Origin of the sequence: Hymenobacter convexus, from assembly GCF_030580955.1 — a bacterium.
In the GTDB taxonomy this organism is placed as follows: Bacteria; Bacteroidota; Bacteroidia; order Cytophagales; family Hymenobacteraceae; genus Hymenobacter.
Map to the genome: position 1 here is coordinate 1 of NZ_JAUQON010000003.1, position 18248 is coordinate 18248.

Consider the following 18248-nt stretch of genomic DNA (forward strand, 5'->3'; position numbering starts at 1 on the left):
TCAACCCCACCGTGACGTTGCCCAACCTGACCGGCGCGCCCATCGTCACCACCTACACCCTGACCGCCACCACGGCCAACGGCTGCGTAAGCACCGGCACCGTGGCTGTGACCGTCAACCCCGCCGCTGTGGCCGTGCCCGGCGCCAACCAGGCCGTTTGCTCGGGTAATACCATCACCCTGGGTGCCGCTCCGGTAACCGGCTACACCTATAGCTGGAGCCCAGCTACCGGCCTGAGCAGCGCCGCCGTGGCCAACCCCACCTTCACGCTGACGAACACGACCGCCGCGCCCATCGTCACGGTTTACACCCTGACGGCGACCACGGCCAACGGCTGCGTAAGCACCGGCACCGTGACCATCACTGTGAACCCCGCCGCCGGCGCCAATGCCGGCCCGGCCGTGGCCGTGTGCGACCGCAGCCGCGTGACCCTCGGCACGGCCGCCCTGCCCGGCTATACCTATAGCTGGAGTCCGGCCACCAACCTGAGCAGCGCCACCGCCGCCCAGCCCGTCCTCACCGGCGTGAACACCGGCACCGCGCCCCTCACCCAGACCTACACCCTGACGGCCACCACGGCCCAGGGCTGCGTGAGCACCAGCACGGTAGTTGTGACCATCAACCCGCGCCCGGCGCCGGAGTCCATCGTGGGGCCGGCTTCGGTGTGCCCCACCGTCACGGGTATTGCCTACTCGGTGCCCACCCCGGCCGGCACGGCTTATACCTGGCTGATTAACGGCGGCACCATTGCCACCGGCCAGGGCACGCCCGCCATCACGGTGAACTGGGGCACGGCCCAAACGGGAGCCTTCCTGAAGGTGTTCCGCCTGAACGCCCAGGGTTGCTCCTCCGACACGACGACGCTGAACATCATCATCAACCAGCGCTTGCAGACGGTGCGCCCCACCGGCCCCGGCGACGTGGTGGCCGTGGCACCAGTGCCCCGCTCGGTGTGTCAAGCCGATGGCCCCTACACCTACACCAGCGGCTCCTACGCCAACGGTTCGAGCTACTCGTGGCTGATTATCGGCGGTACGCAGGTGAGCACCTTCCAGAACACGGTGAGCGTGAACTGGGCGCCGGTGACCGTGCCCACCATCGGCAAGATTGTGGTGACGGAAACCAGCAACCCGACCGGCGGCATCTGCCGCGGGGTGTCGGACACGCTGCGCGTGCTCATCAATCCCTCGCCCCTCACTACGCTGGCTATCACCGCCCCACCGCGGGTGTGCCAGGGCAGCGGCCCGGTGACGTTCGCCCTGCCGGGCGGCTTCACGGGTTCGACCTACACCTTCCGCCTGAGCGGTACTGTGCTGACTGGCACCGGCAACAGCCGTACGCTGGCCACCCTGCCCGCCCCCGGCGCCTACACCCTCACGGTGCAGGAAACGACGTCGGCCGGCTGCACGGGCCCGCTATACACCACGCCTTTCACGGTGAACCCCACGCCGGCCACGCCCACCATCTCGGGCTCGGGCTTTGTGTGTAACGTGACGCAGACCCAGCAGTACGCCATTGCCAACCCCACCGCCGGCGCCAGCTACCAGTGGACCATTGTGGGCGGCACCATCACCTCGACGCCGCTCACGGCCAGCACCATCACGGTGCGCTTCAACGCCACGGGCCCCTACTCGGTGAGTGCCCAGGAAGTGAGCGCCAGCCCGGCCTCGTGCCCCAGCGCCGCCGCTACCCGCACCATCCTGTTCGATGCCCCGGGCGTGGCCCTCACGCTGGGTTCGGTTGACATTGCCAGCAACAACCGCATCGTTCTGACCCTGAACGCGCCGAACAGCACCAACACTCCCAACCAGGTGCAAATCATGCGCCGCGTGGCGGGCAGCGGGGCTTTCGTTTCGGTAGGCCAGACGCCGGTTACCTCGACCACCTACACCGACAACAGCAATGTGGACGCCAGCGCCAACTCCTACGAGTACCGCCTCGACCTGACCAACGGCTGTGGCAACCTCGTTTCGAGCACAGTGGTGCAAACCGTGCGCCTCGTGGCTACCCAGCAGCCCGGCACCGGTGGCCGCGACCAAGGCAACGTGTCGCTGACCTGGAATGCCTACCAAGGCTTCACGGTGAAGGAATACCGCATCTACCGCCGCGTTGATGCTGGCACGGCGGTGCAGGTGAAGACCGTACCGGCCGGCACCCTCACCACCACCGTCTCGAACACCGACGGCAGCAACCTGGCTTCGGGCGTGGGCTTCAAGCAGAACTTCCGGGTGGTGGCCGTGAGCACCGACGCCACGGAGCGCCTCTCGAACTCGAACGAAGCAGGGGTCGATTTCGCCAACGATACGAAGGTGTACAACATCATCACGCCCAACCGCGACGGCCTGAACGACGTGCTGGTGATTGACAACATCGCTCTCTATCCCGGCAACACCTTCACCATCTTCAACCGCTGGGGCCGCGAGGTGTACAAAACCACCAACTACCAGAACAACTGGGGCGGCGACGAAAGCATTGCCCCCGGCCAGTACTTCTACCTGCTGAAACTGCCCAACGGCACCAGCATCAAGAACTGGTTTGAGGTGGTGAAATAAGGACCGCAGATTTTAACGGATTTGACGGATTACGCAGATTCAGGTCCACATCAGGCCGATAAAAAAGCCACCCTGTCGGGTGGCTTTTTTTGTTGCACGTTCTTTCGCACTCTGGCCGCAGCATAAACCTGCGTTTCTATGCCCAGATAAGTATTACAGCTCAGAAAAGCGTTTACCCGAATCTGCGAAATCCGTTTAATCTGCTTAATCTGCGGTTCGGACAGTAGTTTTGCACCCTTATGAGCCGAGCCAAAAAAATAGCCCCCGAGTTACTCCGCAACGTCACCATTCAGGACATGGTCGCCGAAGGCAAATGCCTCGTCCGCGTCGAGAACCTCGTCATTTTCGTATCGCAAGTCGCCCCCGGCGATGTCGTGGATTTGCACGTCACCAAAGCCAAGAAGAGCTTTCTGGAAGCCGTGCCGGTGAAGTTTCACCAGTATTCCGAGCTGCGCGTCACGCCCTTTTGCCAGCACTTCGGCACCTGCGGCGGCTGCAAGTGGCAGCACATCGGCTACGATACCCAGCTGCACTTCAAGCAGCAGCAGGTGGTCGACCAGCTCACCCGCATCGGCAAAGTGGCCCTGCCCGAGATTCCCTTCATCCTCTCCTCGCCCCAGCGCACCTACTACCGCAACAAGCTCGAATACACCTTCTCGGACAACGGCTGGCTCACCACCGAGCAAATCAACGACGACACCCAGACCTTCGACCGCAACGTGCTGGGCTTTCACACCCCCGCCCGCTTCGATAAGATTATCGACGTGCAGCACTGCCACCTCCAGGCCGAGCCCAGCAACGAAATCCGCCTCTTCATCCGCGACTACGGCCGCGCCCACGGCCTCGAATTCGGCAACATGGTGCGCCAGACCGGCAACCTGCGCAACCTCATCATCCGCACCGCCCAGAGCACCGGCGAAATCATGGTGATTCTGCAGTGCTACCGCCCCCACGACAGCATCGAGCCCCTGCTCGACGCCCTCTACGCCAAGTTCCCCGGCATCACCTCCCTCAACTACGTGCTCAACAGCAAGGGCAACGAAACCTTCCACGACCTCGACGTCATCACCTACAAAGGCAAGCCCTACATCGAGGAAGAGATGGAAGGCCTGCGCTTCCGCATCGGCCCCAAGTCCTTCTACCAAACCAACTCCGAAGGCGCCCACCAGCTCTACAAAGTAGCCCGCGACTTCGCCGACCTCAAAGGCGATGAGCTCGTGTACGACCTCTACACCGGCGCCGGCACCATCGCCAGCTTCGTGGCCCACCAGGCCCGCAAAGTCATCGGCGTCGAGTACGTGGAGCAGGCCGTGGCCGATGCTCACGTCAACGCCGAAATCAACAACATCACCAACACCGAGTTCTACGCCGGCGACATGAAGGACATCCTCACGGCCGACTTCACCGCCCACCACGGCCGCCCCGACGTCCTCATCACCGACCCGCCCCGCGCCGGCATGCACCCCGACGTGGTGGCCCGCCTCCTGGAGCTGCGCGCCCCCCGCATCGTCTACATCAGCTGCAACCCCGCCACCCAGGCCCGCGACCTAGAATTATTAGACGCCGCGTATCGGGTGACGCGCGTGCAGCCGGTGGACATGTTCCCGCACACCCACCATGTGGAGAATGTGGTGGCGCTGGAGTTGAAGTAATTGGAATTACAGCATGGATGATTTACTGAAAGGAATCGACCTAGAAAGCGGCGTTACCTTAAATAATGCTGTAGCATTTATGGATGGCGGCTCAGTCATGCTTTGGCTCACCGATTCAAATCAAACGCCTTTCGAAATACTTTTCTGCCAGAGCGTATCGCTAGGAAAGCGTAGCAATCCTGATGCTTGGATACCAGGCAATTTTCTCTTGAATAATACTGAGGTACCAATTCGCTCGAATGGTGAAAGAAAAATTCTTAGTGCGCTGAAATCATTTAAATTCAGTGACAAAATTCCATTCAAGCATAGGGCAATTGAGCGAGAATTAATTGATAGTCGAATTGCTTTTGTTGAATCAGAAGATTATTTGAAAATAGCCTCTGAAATGGGCAGAATATAGCTTGAATTAAAAATGGACTACTTCAACGACCCCGAACTCAACGGCAAATACCTCGGCACCATTACCAAGGATTTCGTGAAGGTGTGCGACACGCTTGCCGAAGCCTCTTCCCAGATTCGCAAGGGCGACTTCAGCCAATACCCTATTTTCGTCTTTGCCAAGCAGGAAGTGCCCCTCGGCGGCCTCCTCGTCAACGCCGACGAGCTGAACCTGGAGTGGCACGTCTTCGCCAGCTACCTCGAGCTCTTCGTGCAGCAAGGCATCATCGACGAAGGCGGTATCGAAGCCTTCAAAGCCACCTACAAGGATGCCGACGAATTCTGCTGCCTCTTCGTGCTCGATGAGGAATTCACGAATTTCGTCTTCGTGCCCTACCCGGAGGATTAACCCATAAAGGGAAAAGCCGAACAAATAAGAACGTCATACTGAGCACAGCCGAAGTATCTCTACTGCAGAAGTAATTATTACTCTCGCGGTAGAGATGCTTCGGCTGCGCTCAGCATGACGTTCTTTTGGTTTCACACCTAACGGCGCTACTTCAGCAACGCCTAATTCCGGCGCTGCACCGGCAAATCCTCCAGCTGCGCGTAGCTCAGTTTCCAAGTATTATCCGCAGCTTTTTTCCATAGGAAAATGTAGTTGCCTTCGCCAAAACCAGCGGGCTCGCCGGGCGCGGCAGGTGCCACGTCTACTGAGAAGGTGCCGGCTTCGTAGGCCGTATTGGCATCGACGTTGCTGCTGCTTACGCTGGTTTTGAGGTTGCTGATGGTGGGCAGCGTGGCGCTCACCCACTTCTGGCTCACTTCGTCTTTGCCCTTCCAGTGGGCGTTGCCCTGCACGAAGGCCACGTCGTCGGCCATCATGCCGGTGATTTTGCCGGAGTCGCGGCTGTTCCAGGCGCTGATAAAGTCCTGGTCGAGGGTTTGAACGTTGACGGCGTCGCCGGCTTTTGAGCAGGAGCTTAGCGCGACGGCCACAAACAAGCTGCAAAGGAGGGATTTCATAAATCCAGGGTGTTGGTTGAAAAGAAATGTGGTGGGCAGCATCACCCACGGGCTAAAAGGAACAAACCCCAAGCGCAGGCGCCCGGGGTTTGTCGTTAACTCAATTTCGGGCTTACCAGCTTTTCCGACGAACTTCTTCCGTCGAATACGGCTTCGAAGCATCGCCATAGTGCGGGTTGGCCAAGTAAGTGTTCGACACGCCCGGCTGGGCCATGGCGCCCGGCATGGGGGCCGCCGAAGCCGTGAGGCTGTTCACCGGTACGGCCGAGGTTTTGGTAACGACAGTGGTCTGGCGGTTGCGGGCCAGGGCCAGCTCGCGACGGTACTCAGCCTCGCGGGCCGCTACGGCACGCTGCTGGGCAGCGGCAGCGGCGCGCTGCTTCTTTTTGTTGTCGATGTGCTTGCCTACACCGTAGCCGATGGCACCACCGGCCACGCCACCTACTACACCACCCACAGCCCGGTTGCGCTTGTTGATGAGGGCACCGGCGGCGGCACCGCCCAGGCCGCCAATCACGGCGCCTTTGGCCTGCGGGCTCCACTGCGCACGGGCCGGAGCCGAACCAAATATGGTGCTAATAAGGACAATCAGGGTCAGGAAATACGGAAGCTTTTTCATGGCTTTAAAGACTAAAATGGGGAAAGAAATACGCCCGAATAAGGTAGGAAAGACAATTAGCGTGCCATTCCCGGCCCGGGCCATTCTGCGTCCCCTAACGGACGGGCTTGCCCGAAGGTTGGAACCCTATATAGAAAACCGCCTAAAAACTCGTCCAGCCCTGCGCTTTGAGGGGCACGGGCTGGCCGGCTTTGGTAATCAGATTGGCGCCTTCCTCTTTGCCGGTGAGGTGGCCGAGGATGGTGATATCGGGGTGGTTTTTGATTTTCTCGTGGTCTGTGACGGGCACCGTGAACAGCAATTCATAATCCTCGCCACCGTTGAGGGCGCAGGTGATGGGGTCGAGGTTGAACTCGGCGGCTGCCTCCAGCGTGGGGTTGGCCAGGGGCAGAAATTCGCTGAACACCCGCGCGCCCGTGCCGCTGGCCGCGCACAGGTGCAGCACTTCGGAGGCCAGTCCGTCGGAAACATCAATCATGCTGGTGGGATGCACGCCCAGTTCCCGCAGCTCGTGCACGATGTCGAGCCGGGCCTCGGGCCGGAGCTGGCGCTGCACCACGTACTCATAGTTGGCCAGCTCGGGTTGGGTGTCGGGGTCGGCCAGAAAGGCTTGCTTCTCGCGTTCCAGCACCTGCAGGCCCAGAAAAGCCCCGCCCAGGTCGCCGCTCACGCACAGCAAATCGGTGGGTTTGCCGCCGCTGCGGCGCACGGCCTGGCCGGCGGCCACTTCGCCCAGCACCGTGATGGCCAGGGTAAGGCCGCCGCGGCTGGCGGTGGTGTCGCCGCCTACCAGGTCTACCTTGTAGGCCTCGCAGGCCAGGCGCATGCCGGCGTACAGCTCCTCCACGGCTTCCACCGTGAAGCGCGGCCCCACCGAAAGGGCCACCACCAGCTGCGTGGGCAAGGCATTCATGGCTGCCACGTCCGATACGTTCACGGCCACGGCCTTGTAGCCCAGGTGCCGCAAGGGACAGAACGAGAGGTCAAAATGAATGCCTTCGACCAGCAAATCGGTGGTCATCACCAGCTCCATACCGGCTGTAGGCCGGATGATGGCCGCGTCGTCGCCGATGCCCAGCACGGAGCTGGGCTGGCGCAGCGTCAGACCCGCTTGCAAGCGGTTAATCAGGGCAAATTCGCCAATGGCGTTGAGGGGCGTGAGTTTGTCAGACATAAAATATTGGTTGTCAATTGTTCGTTGTCAGTTGTCGGGAGCGCGCCGGATTGTTCATAGAACTACGAACAACCGAGCCACTGATAACGAAGGCGCAAAAGTACGCCCATAAAAAAAGGAGGGAATTGCTTCCCTCCTTTTCTCGTCCAAAGCCGTGCTGCTTATTGCACCACCAGCTCTTTGTAGATTTTGGTCTGGCCGTCGGCGCTCCAAATCTGCACGAAGTACAGGCCGGGCTTCAGGGCCGACACGTCGAGCTGCAGCTTCTCCTGGCCGGCCCCCTTGGCTTGGGCGCCGATGCGCTGGCCGAGGTTGTTCATCACCATGACGCTGCCCACTTTGGCGTCCTTAATCTCGACCGTGGCAGTGCCGTGGGCGGGGTTGGGGTACACGCTGATGTTGGCATTGAATTTCTCCAACGTTCCCGAAATAGTGGTCTGGTAGGTACCGAACGGACCGGTTGAAGGGTAATCGTTGTGCTGGCCGAGCTGGTCGTAGAGCTGGCCGCCGGGGTTGGAGGTGCCACCCGCGCCGTTGAAGGCCGTGGAGTACATCATCCACTCAGTGGCGATGTTGTAGGAAGCCTGGGCAGGGTTGTTGCGCACCCCGGCGCTCACATTGGGGCGACGCACCAGCGACTGGTTGGCCGACAGCACGTACACGTGGGTGGGGGGCGTCGTCGAGTTGTCGTCGTCGACCGGGTTAAAGCCGCTCCAGTTGCCCGTGCCGCCCGAGCTGCTGGGGCCCGGCTGGTAGCCAATCACGCCGATGATGTCGATGATAACGCCCGGGCCCGTGCCGGCCGTGCCGCTGGGGTAGCGCACCAGCGCCATGGCGTCGTCGCCGTTGAAATAGACCGTGCCGCCGCCGGTGATGACGGTGGGGCCGGTGGTGGGCGCGTGGCCCACGCTGAACTGGTTGGCCCGGGTGCGGATGATGGGCAGGCTGGCTTCGCCGCTGGCCAGCACAAACGTGCTGCGGGGCACCATGGTGTTGGGACCGGTGCTCACCTGGTTGGCGTCGCTGCGGAACAGGCGCTCTTCCTCGGTGGGGGTGGCGCTGCCGTTGGAGTAGCGGCGCACCGAGTAGGGGTTCAGGTTGACGGTGCTGGTGGTGGGGTTGTAAATCTCAAGGGCCCGCTCGCTGCCCGTTGAATTGGTGGCACCGCCGTAGTTAACACCCGACTGGTGAGCACCTTCGTCGTACTCAGAGAAAAAAAGCTCGGTGCCCTGGGCGTGGGCCGCTCCCGACAACAGCAAGGCCGCCGACAACAGTAAGTATTGCTTGTTCATAATCAAAAGTGGGTTAAAAAGGACAGTGCAACAGCAAAGATACGGCCTGGCAACAGGATAGTTGATGAAGTTCACCGGATTTAACCTCCTCTTAATTTTCGGCCTTTTCGGGCCGGGCGGCCTGGTTGGCAAGTTCCTTGCGCCCATCGGTTGCTAACAGGTGTTAGCCGGCCTATCTTTACCCTTCCGCCTATGTCAGCCACCGCTCCCCTCCGCCCCCGTAAAGCCCAGATTGACCGCACCGCCACGGCCTTGTTCCGGGCCCAGGGCTTTGCCGCCACCAGCATGCGCGAGCTGGCCACGGCGCTGGGGCTGGAGGCCGGCAGCCTGTATTCGCACATCAAATCGAAGGAAGAAATTTTGCATCGCGTGTGCTTTGCCCTGGCCGACAGCTTCTTCGCCGGCTTTGCGGCGGCTACGCAGGAAGCGGCGCCCGTGGCCGCGCAGCTGCGCCAGGCCATTGTGGCCCACGTGCGGGTGCTGACGGACGACAGCGCGGCCTCGGCGGTTTTTTTGCACGAGTGGCGGCACCTGAGCGAGCCGGCCCGCAGCGAATTTCTGGCCCTGCGCGACCGGTACGAAGGGGCCTTTCGGGAGCTGATTGCGCGGGGCGTGGCCGCCGGCGAGCTGCACACGCCCGACCCGGCCTTTGCCGCCCTCACCCTGCTGGCCAGCCTCAACTGGCTGCCCAGCTGGTACCGGCCCGAGGGCAAGCTCAGCCCCGACGACATCGCCCACCGCCTGGCCGAGCAGCTGCTCAGTGGCCTGGTATCGGTGACGGGTGGCAACCGTGGGGTGGCGTAGCGGCGCCCGCTCCCTCACAATAGCCGGTGGAACTTGCTGTTGAAGGCAATTCGTTGTGCACCCAGCTTTTTCTGAGAGCTAGCCAGCGCCCACCACGTAGTTTTGTTCGTTTCCGCGCTTCGCCCCACCTCCCTCATTATTCATGGCCAAAATTCTTATTTCGCCCGTCAAAACCCTCGCGGTAGCCCTGCTGCTGCTCGCTGCCTGCGCCGCGTCCTGCAAGCGCGACGGCGCCAAAAGCGCGTCGCTCAACCCCGCCTCGGCCGCCGCGGTGAAGGCCCAGTTCGATATTCTCCAGGATTCGGTGGATGTGAAATGGCGCAACATGACCGAGAGCGACGACCAGAAGATTGGCGTGACGCGCCTGCTGCTGCGCGAACTGAAAACCCAGCCCGGCATCAACGCCGCCCAGCTCCAGGCCCTCGACCGTGCCAACACCCGCCTCAAAACCCGCCGCTACACCCAGCAGACGATGGCCAGCTCCGACCTGATTGACCAGTACGACAGCGCCCAGGACTCGCTGCTGCAAGCCGTGTACCCCGTGGCGGCCCCCAACGGCCAGGCGCCCACCGAAAACGCCCGCAACTTCGTGGAAGGCATTCAGCAGCTCGACGCGGGCGTAGTGGCTTTCCGGGTGCAGTACGATAACGCCGTGCACCAGTACAACGACTACCTCAAGCTGCACCAGGCGGAGCTGCAGTCGCTGGGTGGCAAGTACGCCACGCTCAAACCCCTGCCCTTTTTCACGATTGGCGCGCAGTAGCCCGGCCTGAATTGTTGGTTGGCGAGTGACCGAAACACGCAACTATTGCGTATATTTCAGCCACTTACCATTCACCACCTCACGTTTTCGCCATGCATTTCACCTCTACGCTCGGCCGGCGCCTGCTGCCGGCTTTGTTGCTCACCGGCCTTGCCCTCGCCTCCTGCGGCCGCAAAGACTGCGACCCGCGCCCGAAGAACAAAAAAGACTGCGACAAAAACACCACCACGACGTCGACCACCAAGCCCGGCGGCGCGTCGTAAGCTGAGTAGAATCCGCACAAAAAAGGCGGCCGGCATAGTTGCCGGCCGCCTTTTTTGTGCCCTTCGGAACGTTACAGCGCCTCCATCTCTTCGCGCACGAAATCGGCAAGGGTGCGTAGGTACTCGGTGCTGAAGTCAAAACGAATGCCGGCGGCGGCGTAAATCTGGCCAATGGGCGCGGTGTAGCCCAACGCCAGGGCCCGCTTGTAGGCGGCCAGGCCCTCGGCCGGGTTCAGTCGGAAGTTGCGCCATACGGCAATGGCGCCGAGCTGGGCCATGGCATACTCTATATAATAGAAGGGCACTTCGTAGAGGTGCAGTTGCTTCTGCCAGAGGTAGGGCTTGAAGGTTTCGAGGCCCGTCCAGTCCACGGTGCGCTGGTTAAACTCGTCGAAAACCTGCACCCAGCGGGCGTGGCGCTCGGCCTCGGTGTGGGTGGGGTGTTCGTACACCCAGTGCTGAAACTTGTCGATGGTGGCCACCCAGGGAAATGTTTCGAGCACGCTTTCGAGGTGGGTTTTCTTGGCGCGGCGCAGGTCGTCGGCGTCGGGGAAGAAGACGTGCCACTGGTCCATGCTCATCAGCTCCATGCTCATCGAGGCCAGTTCGGCTACTTCGGACGGCGGGTGCTTGTCGGCGCCCAGCGGCAGGCCGCGCGTGAGGAAACTGTGCACGGCGTGGCCGCCCTCGTGCAGCATGGTCACCACGTCGCGCAGGCTGCTGGTGGCGTTCATGAAGATGAAGGGCACGCCGGTCTCGTCCAGCGGGTAGTTGTAGCCGCCGGGGGCTTTGCCCTTGCGACTTTCAAGGTCGAGGTGGCCCATCTGGCGCATGGTGCGCAGGCAGTCGCCTAGGTAAGAATCGAGGTTCTGGAAGACGGTGATGGTTTTTTCCAGCAGTTCCTCGCCGGTGCCGAAGGGGCGCATCGGCGGCTGGCCGCTGGGGTCCACATCGAGGTCCCAGGGGCGCAGGGCGGGCAGGTTCAGGTCCTGGCGGCGCTCCAGGTCGAAGCCATCAATCAGCGGCACCACCGTTTCACGGATGGCGGCGTGGAAATTGAAGCAGTCCTGCGGCGTGTAGTCGAAGCGGCCCAGCGCGGCAAACATGTAGTCGCGGAAGTTGGCAAAGCCCGCGTTCAGCGCCACCTGGTTGCGCAAGCCGATAAGCTCGGTAAACAGGGCGTCGAGCGGCTGAGCGTCCTGCAGGCGGCGGGCCTGAATGGCGCGCCAAGCCGTTTCGCGCACGGTGCGGTCGGGGTTTTTGAGGCGGTCAGCGGCCTGGGGCAGAGTGAGTTCCTGTCCGTCGAGGGTCACGTTCATGGCGCCCACGGTAGCCGCGTACTGCTGCTGCTTGGTGCTGATGTCGGTTTTCAGCGGAATGTTTTCGGGCCGGTAAATCTCCGAAGCCCGGCGCACCGAGCGCAGAAACACGCCGTAGCGCCGCTCATCGAGGCCGGCCAGGTGCTCCGAAGCCAGCATTTTTTCGTTGAGGGCGTGGTCGTAGGGCGCCACCAGCGGCTCCACTTCGTTCACGAAATACTGAAACGCCTCGGCCCGGGCGGGGTCCTGGGTGTCGCAGGTCATGCGGATGTAGCGCCAGGCGAGGTCTTCGCTGAGCACAGATTCGAGTTCGGAACGGTCGAGGAGCCAGCGCTCCAGTTCGGCGGCGGTGTGCACCGGCCGGTCCTGCAGTTCCTGGAAAAACGGTTCAATGGCCGCCCAATCGGTCACCAAAAAATCTTCGGGCAAATAGTGCCGCGGGGGCCGGCTGGTATCGGTGGCCGACTCGGCGGTGGGTTCAGCAAGTAGCATCGGGAATATTTTTTAGTAGAACGAGTCGTATCAATTGGCGCGGGCTCGCAACCTACGATTTACGGGACAAACTCCGGCCCGGACGAAAGTTTTTCTTAAGTCTTGATGGGCCAGCTACTCAACCTCGACAGCGTGTGCAGCCGACGTGTTGGCCCTTACGGCATTCTAGCCAATCTCAATTACCACGTCATCCGTCATCGGGTGGCCCACGCAGGTCAGGATGTAGCCCTGCTTCAGCTCAGAATCGGAGAGGCCTTCGCGCTCATCCAGATGCACCTTGCCGCTGAGGCACTTGCCGCGGCAGGCCGTGCACACGCCGGCCTGGCACGAATACGGCAGGTCAATTTCCTGGTCGAGCGCCGTGTCGAGGATGGTTTGGCCGGCCGGCACCTCGATAACGTACTCACTGCCTTCGTATTGCAGCGTGACGCGGCGGGTGGTTTTGGTGTTGTCGGCGGGGTTGGTCGATACGTCGCCGTGGCCGCTGGGCTGGGCGGCCATCAGTTCGGCGTTGTCGGCCGTGGCCACGAAGCTTTCGCGGCGCACGCGGGCCTCGGGCACGTTCAGCAGTGCCAGGGCAGCCTGGGCTTCGGTCATCAGGCCCTCGGGGCCGCAAAGGAAATACTCGGCCTGCTCGGCCGGGAACTGGTGGCGCTGCTCCAGAATGCGCAGCAGCATGGTCCGGTTCAGGCGGCCGGTGTGGCGGTGCGGGCCGCCGGGCTGCAGGGGCTGGCTGTACACGTGCTCCACCTGCAGGTGGCCGTTGGAGCGGGCCTCGAGCTCGGCCAGCTGCTTTTGGAAGATAACGGATTCCTCGTTGCGGTTGCCATAAATCAGCAGCACGTAGCTCTGGGGCTCGGCCTGCACCACTGCTTTCAGCATCGACATAAGTGGCGTGATGCCCGAGCCAGCCCCGATGAGCACCAACGACCGCGCCGCCTTGGGGCTGGGGCTGAGCGTGAAATTGCCGAGCGGCTCCATCACCTCCATTTGCTGGCCAACGCGCACGGTATCGAGCAGGTAGTTGCTCACCAAGCCGCCCGGCACACGCTTCACCGTCACAGACAGGCGCGGGGCTTCCTGCGGGGTGCTGCTGAGCGAGTAGGCGCGGCGCTCTTTTTTGCCGCCGGGGCCGCAGGGCAGAATCAGGGTCAGGAACTGGCCGGGGCGGCTGGCAATGGGCTGGCGGTCGGGCCGTTCCAGGTGAATGGTGACGGAATCGGAAGTCTCTTGGGTGAGGGCAACTACGATGAGTGTTTGGTACATTCTGGGAACAACTGAGAAATAAAGGAGCCACTGAAACAAGCAACCAAATGCGGGTTTGTTTACGGCGGCCGTTGCGCGCGGGGTACGAAAAAACCCGTCGCCCAGGACCACATCCCAAGCAACTTGCGCCGCAAAGGTAACTTGCCGCCTCTGCAGCCCCTTCACCCACTCTTCACGCTTTTCTCTTGCTCGTCTCCCTGCTCCAGCGCTACCAATCCGCGTTCGGCCCCGTGCTGCCCGTCGACCTCAACGGCCCCAACGTGGCCCGGCTCGATTTCTCGGCCAACAACCCGCGCCTGGCCACCGCCGACCTGCGCGACACCGCTGCCTTCGAGCAGCTGGTGAGCGCCGAGCTGGCCCACCAAAACGCCAGCATCGGCATCGGTGGCTACCTCGAAAACCGCGTCATCTACCGCCGCAGTCCGCATTTCGGCCCCGGCGTCGCCGAGGAGCCCCGCTCCCTGCACCTGGGCGTGGATGTGTGGCTGCCGGCCGGTACGCCGGTGCTGGCACCGCTGCCCGCCACCGTGCACAGCCTGGCCGACAACGACAATTTCGGCGACTACGGCCCTACCGTCATCCTGCAGCACAACCTGGAAGGCACTGTTTTCTACAGCCTCTACGGCCACCTCAGCCGCACCGAATGGCGGGCATTACGCGTGGGCCAGCCGCTGGAGAAAGGCGAAGCTTTCGCCACCGTCGGCCCCTTTCCCGAAAACGGCGACTGGCCGCCGCACCTGCACTTTCAGCTCATGGCCGATATGCAGGGCCGCGTGGGCGACTTCCCCGGCGTGGCCCGGCCCAGTGAGCGGGAAAAGTGGGCCGCCCTGTGCCCCGACCCGAACCTGGTGTTGCAAAGCCGGTATATCTAGCGTCAAGATGTAAAGGCCGTCCTGCTTCGGCAGCGCTCAGCAGGACGGCCTTTCTAACTCAATGAAGCCCTAATCGAACTTGATGGCTACCACCGGCTTAATCCGCGAAATCAAATACGTTGGGATGAGCACGGCGAGCAACGAGGCGACGAAAGTGGCCACGTTGAGAATAATCAGCATGGTCGGGTCCCAGGAAATCGGGACGCGGTCCATGTAGTAGTTCTCGGGGTCGAGCGGGATGACGTGGAAGTAGTACTGGATGGCGCAAAAGCCCACGGCAATGGCATTGCCGATGAGCATGCCGCGCACCGTAAGCGACAGCCCGCGGAAGAAAAACATCCGCCGAATCTGGTTGTCCGTGGCCCCCAGCGCTTTGAGGATGCCAATCATGTTGGTGCGCTCCAGTATCATGATGAAAATCGTGGCCACCATATTAAAGGTTGCCACGAAAATGATGAGCAGCAGGAAGATGATGACGTTGCGGTTCAGCAGCTGCAGCCAGTCGAAAAGCTGGGCGTACTGGTCCGTGATTTTGTCGATTTTGAGGTCGTAGGGCAGGCGTTCGTAAAACTTATCGGCCGTGTGGTCCAGGGTGTTGAAGTTCTTGAGCACCACCTCCATGCCGCCCACCAGCGAGTCGGGCCAGGCCGGCGAGTTCAGCTCCCGAATCTGGCGGATATCGCCCATCACGTACACCTCATCGAACTCGTCGAGGCCCGTGGAGTAGATGCCGCTGACGCGGAACTGCCGGATGCGGGGCGGGTTTTGGATAAAGTAAAACAGGGCTTTGTCGCCCACGGAGAGGCGCAGCTTGTCGGCCACTTTGCGCGAGAGCAGCACGTCTTCGCCCGCCGTGGTATCGGGAAAACCGATAAACTTGCCGGCCACCAGGTTCTGGCGCATGGGCGAGGGGCCGTCGGTTTCGGCAATGCCTTTCAGCACCACGCCCAGCACCTCGTCTTTGGTTTTGATAATGGCCGTTTTCACGGCGTAGGGCTGCGTCGATTTTACTTCCGGGAACTGATGCAGGTCCTGCACCAGCCGGGGGCCCGAAATGGGCGCCACTTCCAGCGAGTTGTTGGTGTCGTAGCGCGAAATCTGTAGGTGCGCCCCGAACGAGAAAATCTTGTTTTGAATCTCGTTGCGAAATCCTTGCAGGATGGCAAACGACACCACCATCACCGCCAAACCCATGGCAATGCTGATGATGGCTATTTTTGTGACCGACGAGGTGAAGGAGCCGGAATCGGCTCCCCCGTCAATCTTGTGCGAAATGTAGCGGGCGACATTCATTATTTGACCGTAAAGCTACGTTTTGAACGGGTACCGGCCACGCTTCCGCTTCGCATTACGAAAGTAGTCGGTTTCACGCTTCTTTTTTTCCGTCCTTTTTCCGCCTTTTTATGGTTGGCATTCCCGCAAAAGTTGTTCTGTCGTTGCTGCTGGCCTTGCCGGCCTGCGCTACCACGCCACATTCAAAGGGCACCTCGGCGGCCCCGCAGCCGCCCGCGCCTGCTAAGCCAGGCGTCATGGTCGGGGCCGAACAGCTGGAAAAGTATTTGCCGCAACTCAAAAACAAGCGCGTCGGCCTGGTCGTCAACCAGACGTCGCGCGTGGGCACCTCCTATCTCGTGGATACGCTCAAGGCGCGGGGCGTGAACATCACGGCCATTTTCGCGCCCGAGCACGGCTTCCGGGGCGAGGAGGCCGACGGCGCCACCATCAAGGACGGGCGCGATGCCCGCAGCGGCGCTCCGGTGCGTTCCGTGTACGGCAAAACCAAGAAGCCCACCCCGGAAATGCTGGCCGATGTCGACGTGCTGGTGTTTGATATTCAGGACGTGGGCGCGCGGTTCTATACTTTCATCAGCACGCTGCACTACGTGATGGAGGCCGCCGCCGAGCTCAAAAAACCCGTCATCGTGCTCGACCGGCCCAACCCCAACGGCGACCTCGTGGACGGCCCCATGCTGGACCCCGCGCACAAATCCTTCGTCGGCCTCGACCCGCTGCCCATTGCCCACGGCCTCACCGTAGGCGAGCTGGCCCAGATGATAAACGGCGAAAAATGGCTGGCCGGCGGCCGGCGCTGCCAGCTCACGGTGGTGCCCGTGGCCGCGGGTTACACCCACGCCACGGCCTACCACCTGCCCGTGCGCCCCTCCCCCAACCTGCCCACCGACCACGCCGTGGCCCTCTACCCCAGCATCTGCCTCTTTGAAGGCACCAACGTGAGCGTGGGCCGCGGCACCGCCACACCGTTTGAGGTGATTGGCAGCCCATCGCAGCCGTCCACGCGGCCGTATTCGTTCACGCCCACGCCCAACGCGGGCTCGCCCACCCCGCCCCTGAAAGGCCAGCTTTGCTACGGGCTGAACCTGGCCGGCGCCCCCACCCGCGAAGGCAGTGGCCTGGTGCTGAAATACCTGCTTGATTTCTACCAGCAGAGCACCGACAAGATGCATTTCTTCGGGAAGTATTTCGAGGAGCTTTCCGGCACCACAGCCTTGCGCGAGCAGATTATCGCCGGCAAGTCGGAGGCCGAAATCCGGGCCTCCTGGCAGCCGGGGCTGACGAAGTTCAAGGCACTGCGGAAGAAATACCTGCTGTACCCGGAGCGGTAGTTTGTGTACTAACGAATAAGATAGGGCGGTCATGCTGAGCGCAGCCGAAGCATCTCTACCGCAGCAATAAATGATTACTCTCGCGGTAGAGATGCTTCGGCTGCGCTCAGCATGACGTTCTTGAAAAACATGTGACTTACCCTCAATAATGATGAACCTCATTTTCATGGGCACGCCCGATTTTGCCGTGCCCACCCTCGAAAGCCTCCTGGCCTGGCCCGGCGGCCGGGTGGTGGCCGTCGTCACGGCGCCCGACCGGCCCGCGGGGCGCGGGCGCCAGCTCCAGGCTTCGGCCGTGAAGGTGGCGGCGGAAGCCCACGGCCTGCCCGTGCTCCAGCCCACCAATCTGAAATCGCCGGAATTTCAGGCCGAGCTGAAAAGCTACGCGGCCGATTTGCAGGTGGTGGTGGCTTTCCGGATGCTGCCAGAGGCGGTGTGGAACATGCCACGGCTGGGCTCCATCAACATCCACGCATCGCTGCTGCCGCAGTACCGCGGCGCGGCGCCCATCAACTGGGCCCTGATGCACGGCGACCAAGAAACGGGTGTGACGTCCTTCTTCCTGCGCCACGAAATCGACACCGGCGACCTGATTATGCAGGAGCGGGTATCCATCGCGCCCGACGACGATTTCGGCAGCCTCTACGACAAGCTCAAAACCGTGGGCGCCGCCCTGGCCCGGCGCTCGGTGGAAGCCATTGCGGCCGGCACCGCGCCCAGCACCCCGCAGGAGCAGCGCGCCGACCTGCGCCCCGCCCCCAAGCTCCAGAAGGAAACCGGCCGGCTCGATTTCGCCCGCCCGGCCGCCGAGCTGGTGAACTGGGTGCGCGGCCTCTCGCCCATTCCCACGGCCTTCGCCGCCCTGCCCGATAGCCGGCTGCTGAAGATTTTCCGCGCCCAAGCCCTCACCGCTGATGCGGCTGGGCAGCCGCTCACCGCGCCCGGCACCTGGGCCTCCGATGGCCGCCACTACCTGCGCGTGGCCGCCGCCGATGCTTGGCTCGACCTGTTGGATGTGCAGCTGGAAGGCAAAAAGCGGATGTCCGTGGCCGAGCTGCTGCGCGGCTTCAAGCTGCCGGCTTAGTATTGCTCATAGCTCATAATTCACAATGAACGTCATGCTTCGGCTGCGCTCAGTATGATGTTCTTTTG

General features: G+C 62.0%; 17 protein-coding genes. 10 read left to right on the forward strand and 7 right to left on the reverse strand.

The window, feature by feature from the left end:
- The 4 genes from Q4S41_RS06645 to Q4S41_RS06660 all read left to right on the forward strand — a co-directional run.
- Window positions 1–2552, forward strand: a 2552-nt coding sequence (locus Q4S41_RS06645) for a T9SS type B sorting domain-containing protein (protein ID WP_305030322.1), incomplete at its 5' end; no start/stop codon positions are given.
- 239 nt (window positions 2553–2791) lie between these two features.
- Window positions 2792–4204 carry a 23S rRNA (uracil(1939)-C(5))-methyltransferase RlmD gene (gene rlmD / locus Q4S41_RS06650; RefSeq protein WP_305030323.1) on the forward strand — a complete coding sequence of 471 codons (1413 nt, stop codon included), beginning with the start codon at window positions 2792–2794 and terminating at the stop codon, window positions 4202–4204.
- A 13-nt stretch (window positions 4205–4217) separates the two neighbouring features.
- Window positions 4218–4604 carry a hypothetical protein gene (locus Q4S41_RS06655; RefSeq protein WP_305030324.1) on the forward strand — a complete coding sequence of 129 codons (387 nt, stop codon included), beginning with the start codon at window positions 4218–4220 and terminating at the stop codon, window positions 4602–4604.
- Window positions 4605–4616: 12 nt separating this feature from the next.
- The gene (locus Q4S41_RS06660; RefSeq protein ID WP_305010311.1) at window positions 4617–4991 is read left to right on the forward strand and encodes a hypothetical protein; all 375 of its coding nucleotides are present in this window, start codon (window positions 4617–4619) and stop codon (window positions 4989–4991) included.
- A gap of 161 nt (window positions 4992–5152) precedes the next feature.
- Here the strand turns inward: Q4S41_RS06660 and Q4S41_RS06665 are convergent, their stop codons facing one another.
- The 4 genes from Q4S41_RS06665 to Q4S41_RS06680 all read right to left on the reverse strand — a co-directional run bounded on the left by Q4S41_RS06665 (window position 5153) and on the right by Q4S41_RS06680 (window position 8693).
- Window positions 5153–5608 carry a YybH family protein gene (locus Q4S41_RS06665; protein WP_305010309.1) on the reverse strand — a complete coding sequence of 152 codons (456 nt, stop codon included), beginning with the start codon at window positions 5606–5608 and terminating at the stop codon, window positions 5153–5155.
- A 112-nt stretch (window positions 5609–5720) separates the two neighbouring features.
- Window positions 5721–6227: a hypothetical protein gene (locus Q4S41_RS06670; protein WP_305030325.1), complete on the reverse strand. Its 507-nt coding sequence runs from the start codon at window positions 6225–6227 to the stop codon at window positions 5721–5723.
- Between the two features lie 142 nt (window positions 6228–6369).
- Window positions 6370–7401, reverse strand: a complete 1032-nt coding sequence (gene thiL, locus Q4S41_RS06675; RefSeq protein WP_305030326.1) for a thiamine-phosphate kinase — start codon at window positions 7399–7401, stop codon at window positions 6370–6372.
- Window positions 7402–7562: 161 nt separating this feature from the next.
- Window positions 7563–8693 (reverse strand): T9SS type A sorting domain-containing protein, encoded by a 1131-nt coding sequence (locus Q4S41_RS06680; RefSeq protein ID WP_305030327.1) that lies wholly within the window; start codon window positions 8691–8693, stop codon window positions 7563–7565.
- 192 nt (window positions 8694–8885) lie between these two features.
- Here Q4S41_RS06680 and Q4S41_RS06685 point away from each other — a divergent pair, with 192 nt between their 5' ends.
- The 3 genes from Q4S41_RS06685 (at window position 8886) to Q4S41_RS06695 (ending at window position 10523) form a co-directional block, all read left to right on the forward strand.
- Window positions 8886–9497, forward strand: a complete 612-nt coding sequence (locus Q4S41_RS06685) for a TetR/AcrR family transcriptional regulator (protein WP_305030328.1) — start codon at window positions 8886–8888, stop codon at window positions 9495–9497.
- Between the two features lie 142 nt (window positions 9498–9639).
- Window positions 9640–10260 (forward strand): hypothetical protein, encoded by a 621-nt coding sequence (locus Q4S41_RS06690; protein WP_305030329.1) that lies wholly within the window; start codon window positions 9640–9642, stop codon window positions 10258–10260.
- A 92-nt stretch (window positions 10261–10352) separates the two neighbouring features.
- Window positions 10353–10523, forward strand: a complete 171-nt coding sequence (locus Q4S41_RS06695; protein ID WP_305030330.1) for a hypothetical protein — start codon at window positions 10353–10355, stop codon at window positions 10521–10523.
- Window positions 10524–10594: 71 nt separating this feature from the next.
- Here the strand turns inward: Q4S41_RS06695 and Q4S41_RS06700 are convergent, their stop codons facing one another.
- A complete protein-coding gene (locus Q4S41_RS06700; RefSeq protein WP_305030331.1) occupies window positions 10595–12334 on the reverse strand; it encodes a M3 family oligoendopeptidase in 1740 nt (579 codons plus the stop codon).
- Between the two features lie 165 nt (window positions 12335–12499).
- Window positions 12500–13600, reverse strand: coding sequence for a ferredoxin--NADP reductase (locus Q4S41_RS06705; RefSeq protein WP_305030332.1), 1101 nt, complete (start codon window positions 13598–13600; stop codon window positions 12500–12502).
- A gap of 185 nt (window positions 13601–13785) precedes the next feature.
- Here Q4S41_RS06705 and Q4S41_RS06710 point away from each other — a divergent pair, with 185 nt between their 5' ends.
- Complete coding sequence (locus Q4S41_RS06710; RefSeq protein WP_305030333.1) at window positions 13786–14472, forward strand: peptidoglycan DD-metalloendopeptidase family protein; 687 nt, start codon at window positions 13786–13788, stop codon at window positions 14470–14472.
- Between the two features lie 69 nt (window positions 14473–14541).
- Here the strand turns inward: Q4S41_RS06710 and Q4S41_RS06715 are convergent, their stop codons facing one another.
- Window positions 14542–15765 (reverse strand): ABC transporter permease, encoded by a 1224-nt coding sequence (locus tag Q4S41_RS06715; RefSeq protein WP_305030334.1) that lies wholly within the window; start codon window positions 15763–15765, stop codon window positions 14542–14544.
- Between the two features lie 110 nt (window positions 15766–15875).
- On the opposite strand from Q4S41_RS06715, the gene Q4S41_RS06720 reads away from it, so the two are divergent.
- The gene (locus tag Q4S41_RS06720) at window positions 15876–17096 is read left to right on the forward strand and encodes an exo-beta-N-acetylmuramidase NamZ family protein (RefSeq protein ID WP_305030335.1); all 1221 of its coding nucleotides are present in this window, start codon (window positions 15876–15878) and stop codon (window positions 17094–17096) included.
- Between the two features lie 148 nt (window positions 17097–17244).
- Complete coding sequence (fmt, locus tag Q4S41_RS06725; protein ID WP_305030336.1) at window positions 17245–18180, forward strand: methionyl-tRNA formyltransferase; 936 nt, start codon at window positions 17245–17247, stop codon at window positions 18178–18180.
- Window positions 18181–18248 lie beyond the last annotated feature (68 nt).

Excerpts from the sequence above, each read along its gene's own strand:
- rlmD (WP_305030323.1), top strand. The coding sequence starts at position 2,792 with ATGAGCCGAGCCAAAAAAATAGCCCCCGAGTTACTCCGCAACGTCACC.
- Q4S41_RS06655 (WP_305030324.1), top strand. The coding sequence starts at position 4,218 with ATGGATGATTTACTGAAAGGAATCGACCTAGAAAGCGGCGTTACCTTA.
- Q4S41_RS06660 (WP_305010311.1), top strand. The coding sequence starts at position 4,617 with ATGGACTACTTCAACGACCCCGAACTCAACGGCAAATACCTCGGCACC.
- Q4S41_RS06665 (WP_305010309.1), bottom strand. The coding sequence starts at position 5,608 with ATGAAATCCCTCCTTTGCAGCTTGTTTGTGGCCGTCGCGCTAAGCTCC.
- Q4S41_RS06670 (WP_305030325.1), bottom strand. The coding sequence starts at position 6,227 with ATGAAAAAGCTTCCGTATTTCCTGACCCTGATTGTCCTTATTAGCACC.
- thiL (WP_305030326.1), bottom strand. The coding sequence starts at position 7,401 with ATGTCTGACAAACTCACGCCCCTCAACGCCATTGGCGAATTTGCCCTG.
- Q4S41_RS06680 (WP_305030327.1), bottom strand. The coding sequence starts at position 8,693 with ATGAACAAGCAATACTTACTGTTGTCGGCGGCCTTGCTGTTGTCGGGA.
- Q4S41_RS06685 (WP_305030328.1), top strand. The coding sequence starts at position 8,886 with ATGTCAGCCACCGCTCCCCTCCGCCCCCGTAAAGCCCAGATTGACCGC.
- Q4S41_RS06690 (WP_305030329.1), top strand. The coding sequence starts at position 9,640 with ATGGCCAAAATTCTTATTTCGCCCGTCAAAACCCTCGCGGTAGCCCTG.
- Q4S41_RS06695 (WP_305030330.1), top strand. The coding sequence starts at position 10,353 with ATGCATTTCACCTCTACGCTCGGCCGGCGCCTGCTGCCGGCTTTGTTG.
- Q4S41_RS06700 (WP_305030331.1), bottom strand. The coding sequence starts at position 12,334 with ATGCTACTTGCTGAACCCACCGCCGAGTCGGCCACCGATACCAGCCGG.
- Q4S41_RS06705 (WP_305030332.1), bottom strand. The coding sequence starts at position 13,600 with ATGTACCAAACACTCATCGTAGTTGCCCTCACCCAAGAGACTTCCGAT.
- Q4S41_RS06715 (WP_305030334.1), bottom strand. The coding sequence starts at position 15,765 with ATGAATGTCGCCCGCTACATTTCGCACAAGATTGACGGGGGAGCCGAT.
- Q4S41_RS06720 (WP_305030335.1), top strand. The coding sequence starts at position 15,876 with ATGGTTGGCATTCCCGCAAAAGTTGTTCTGTCGTTGCTGCTGGCCTTG.
- fmt (WP_305030336.1), top strand. The coding sequence starts at position 17,245 with ATGATGAACCTCATTTTCATGGGCACGCCCGATTTTGCCGTGCCCACC.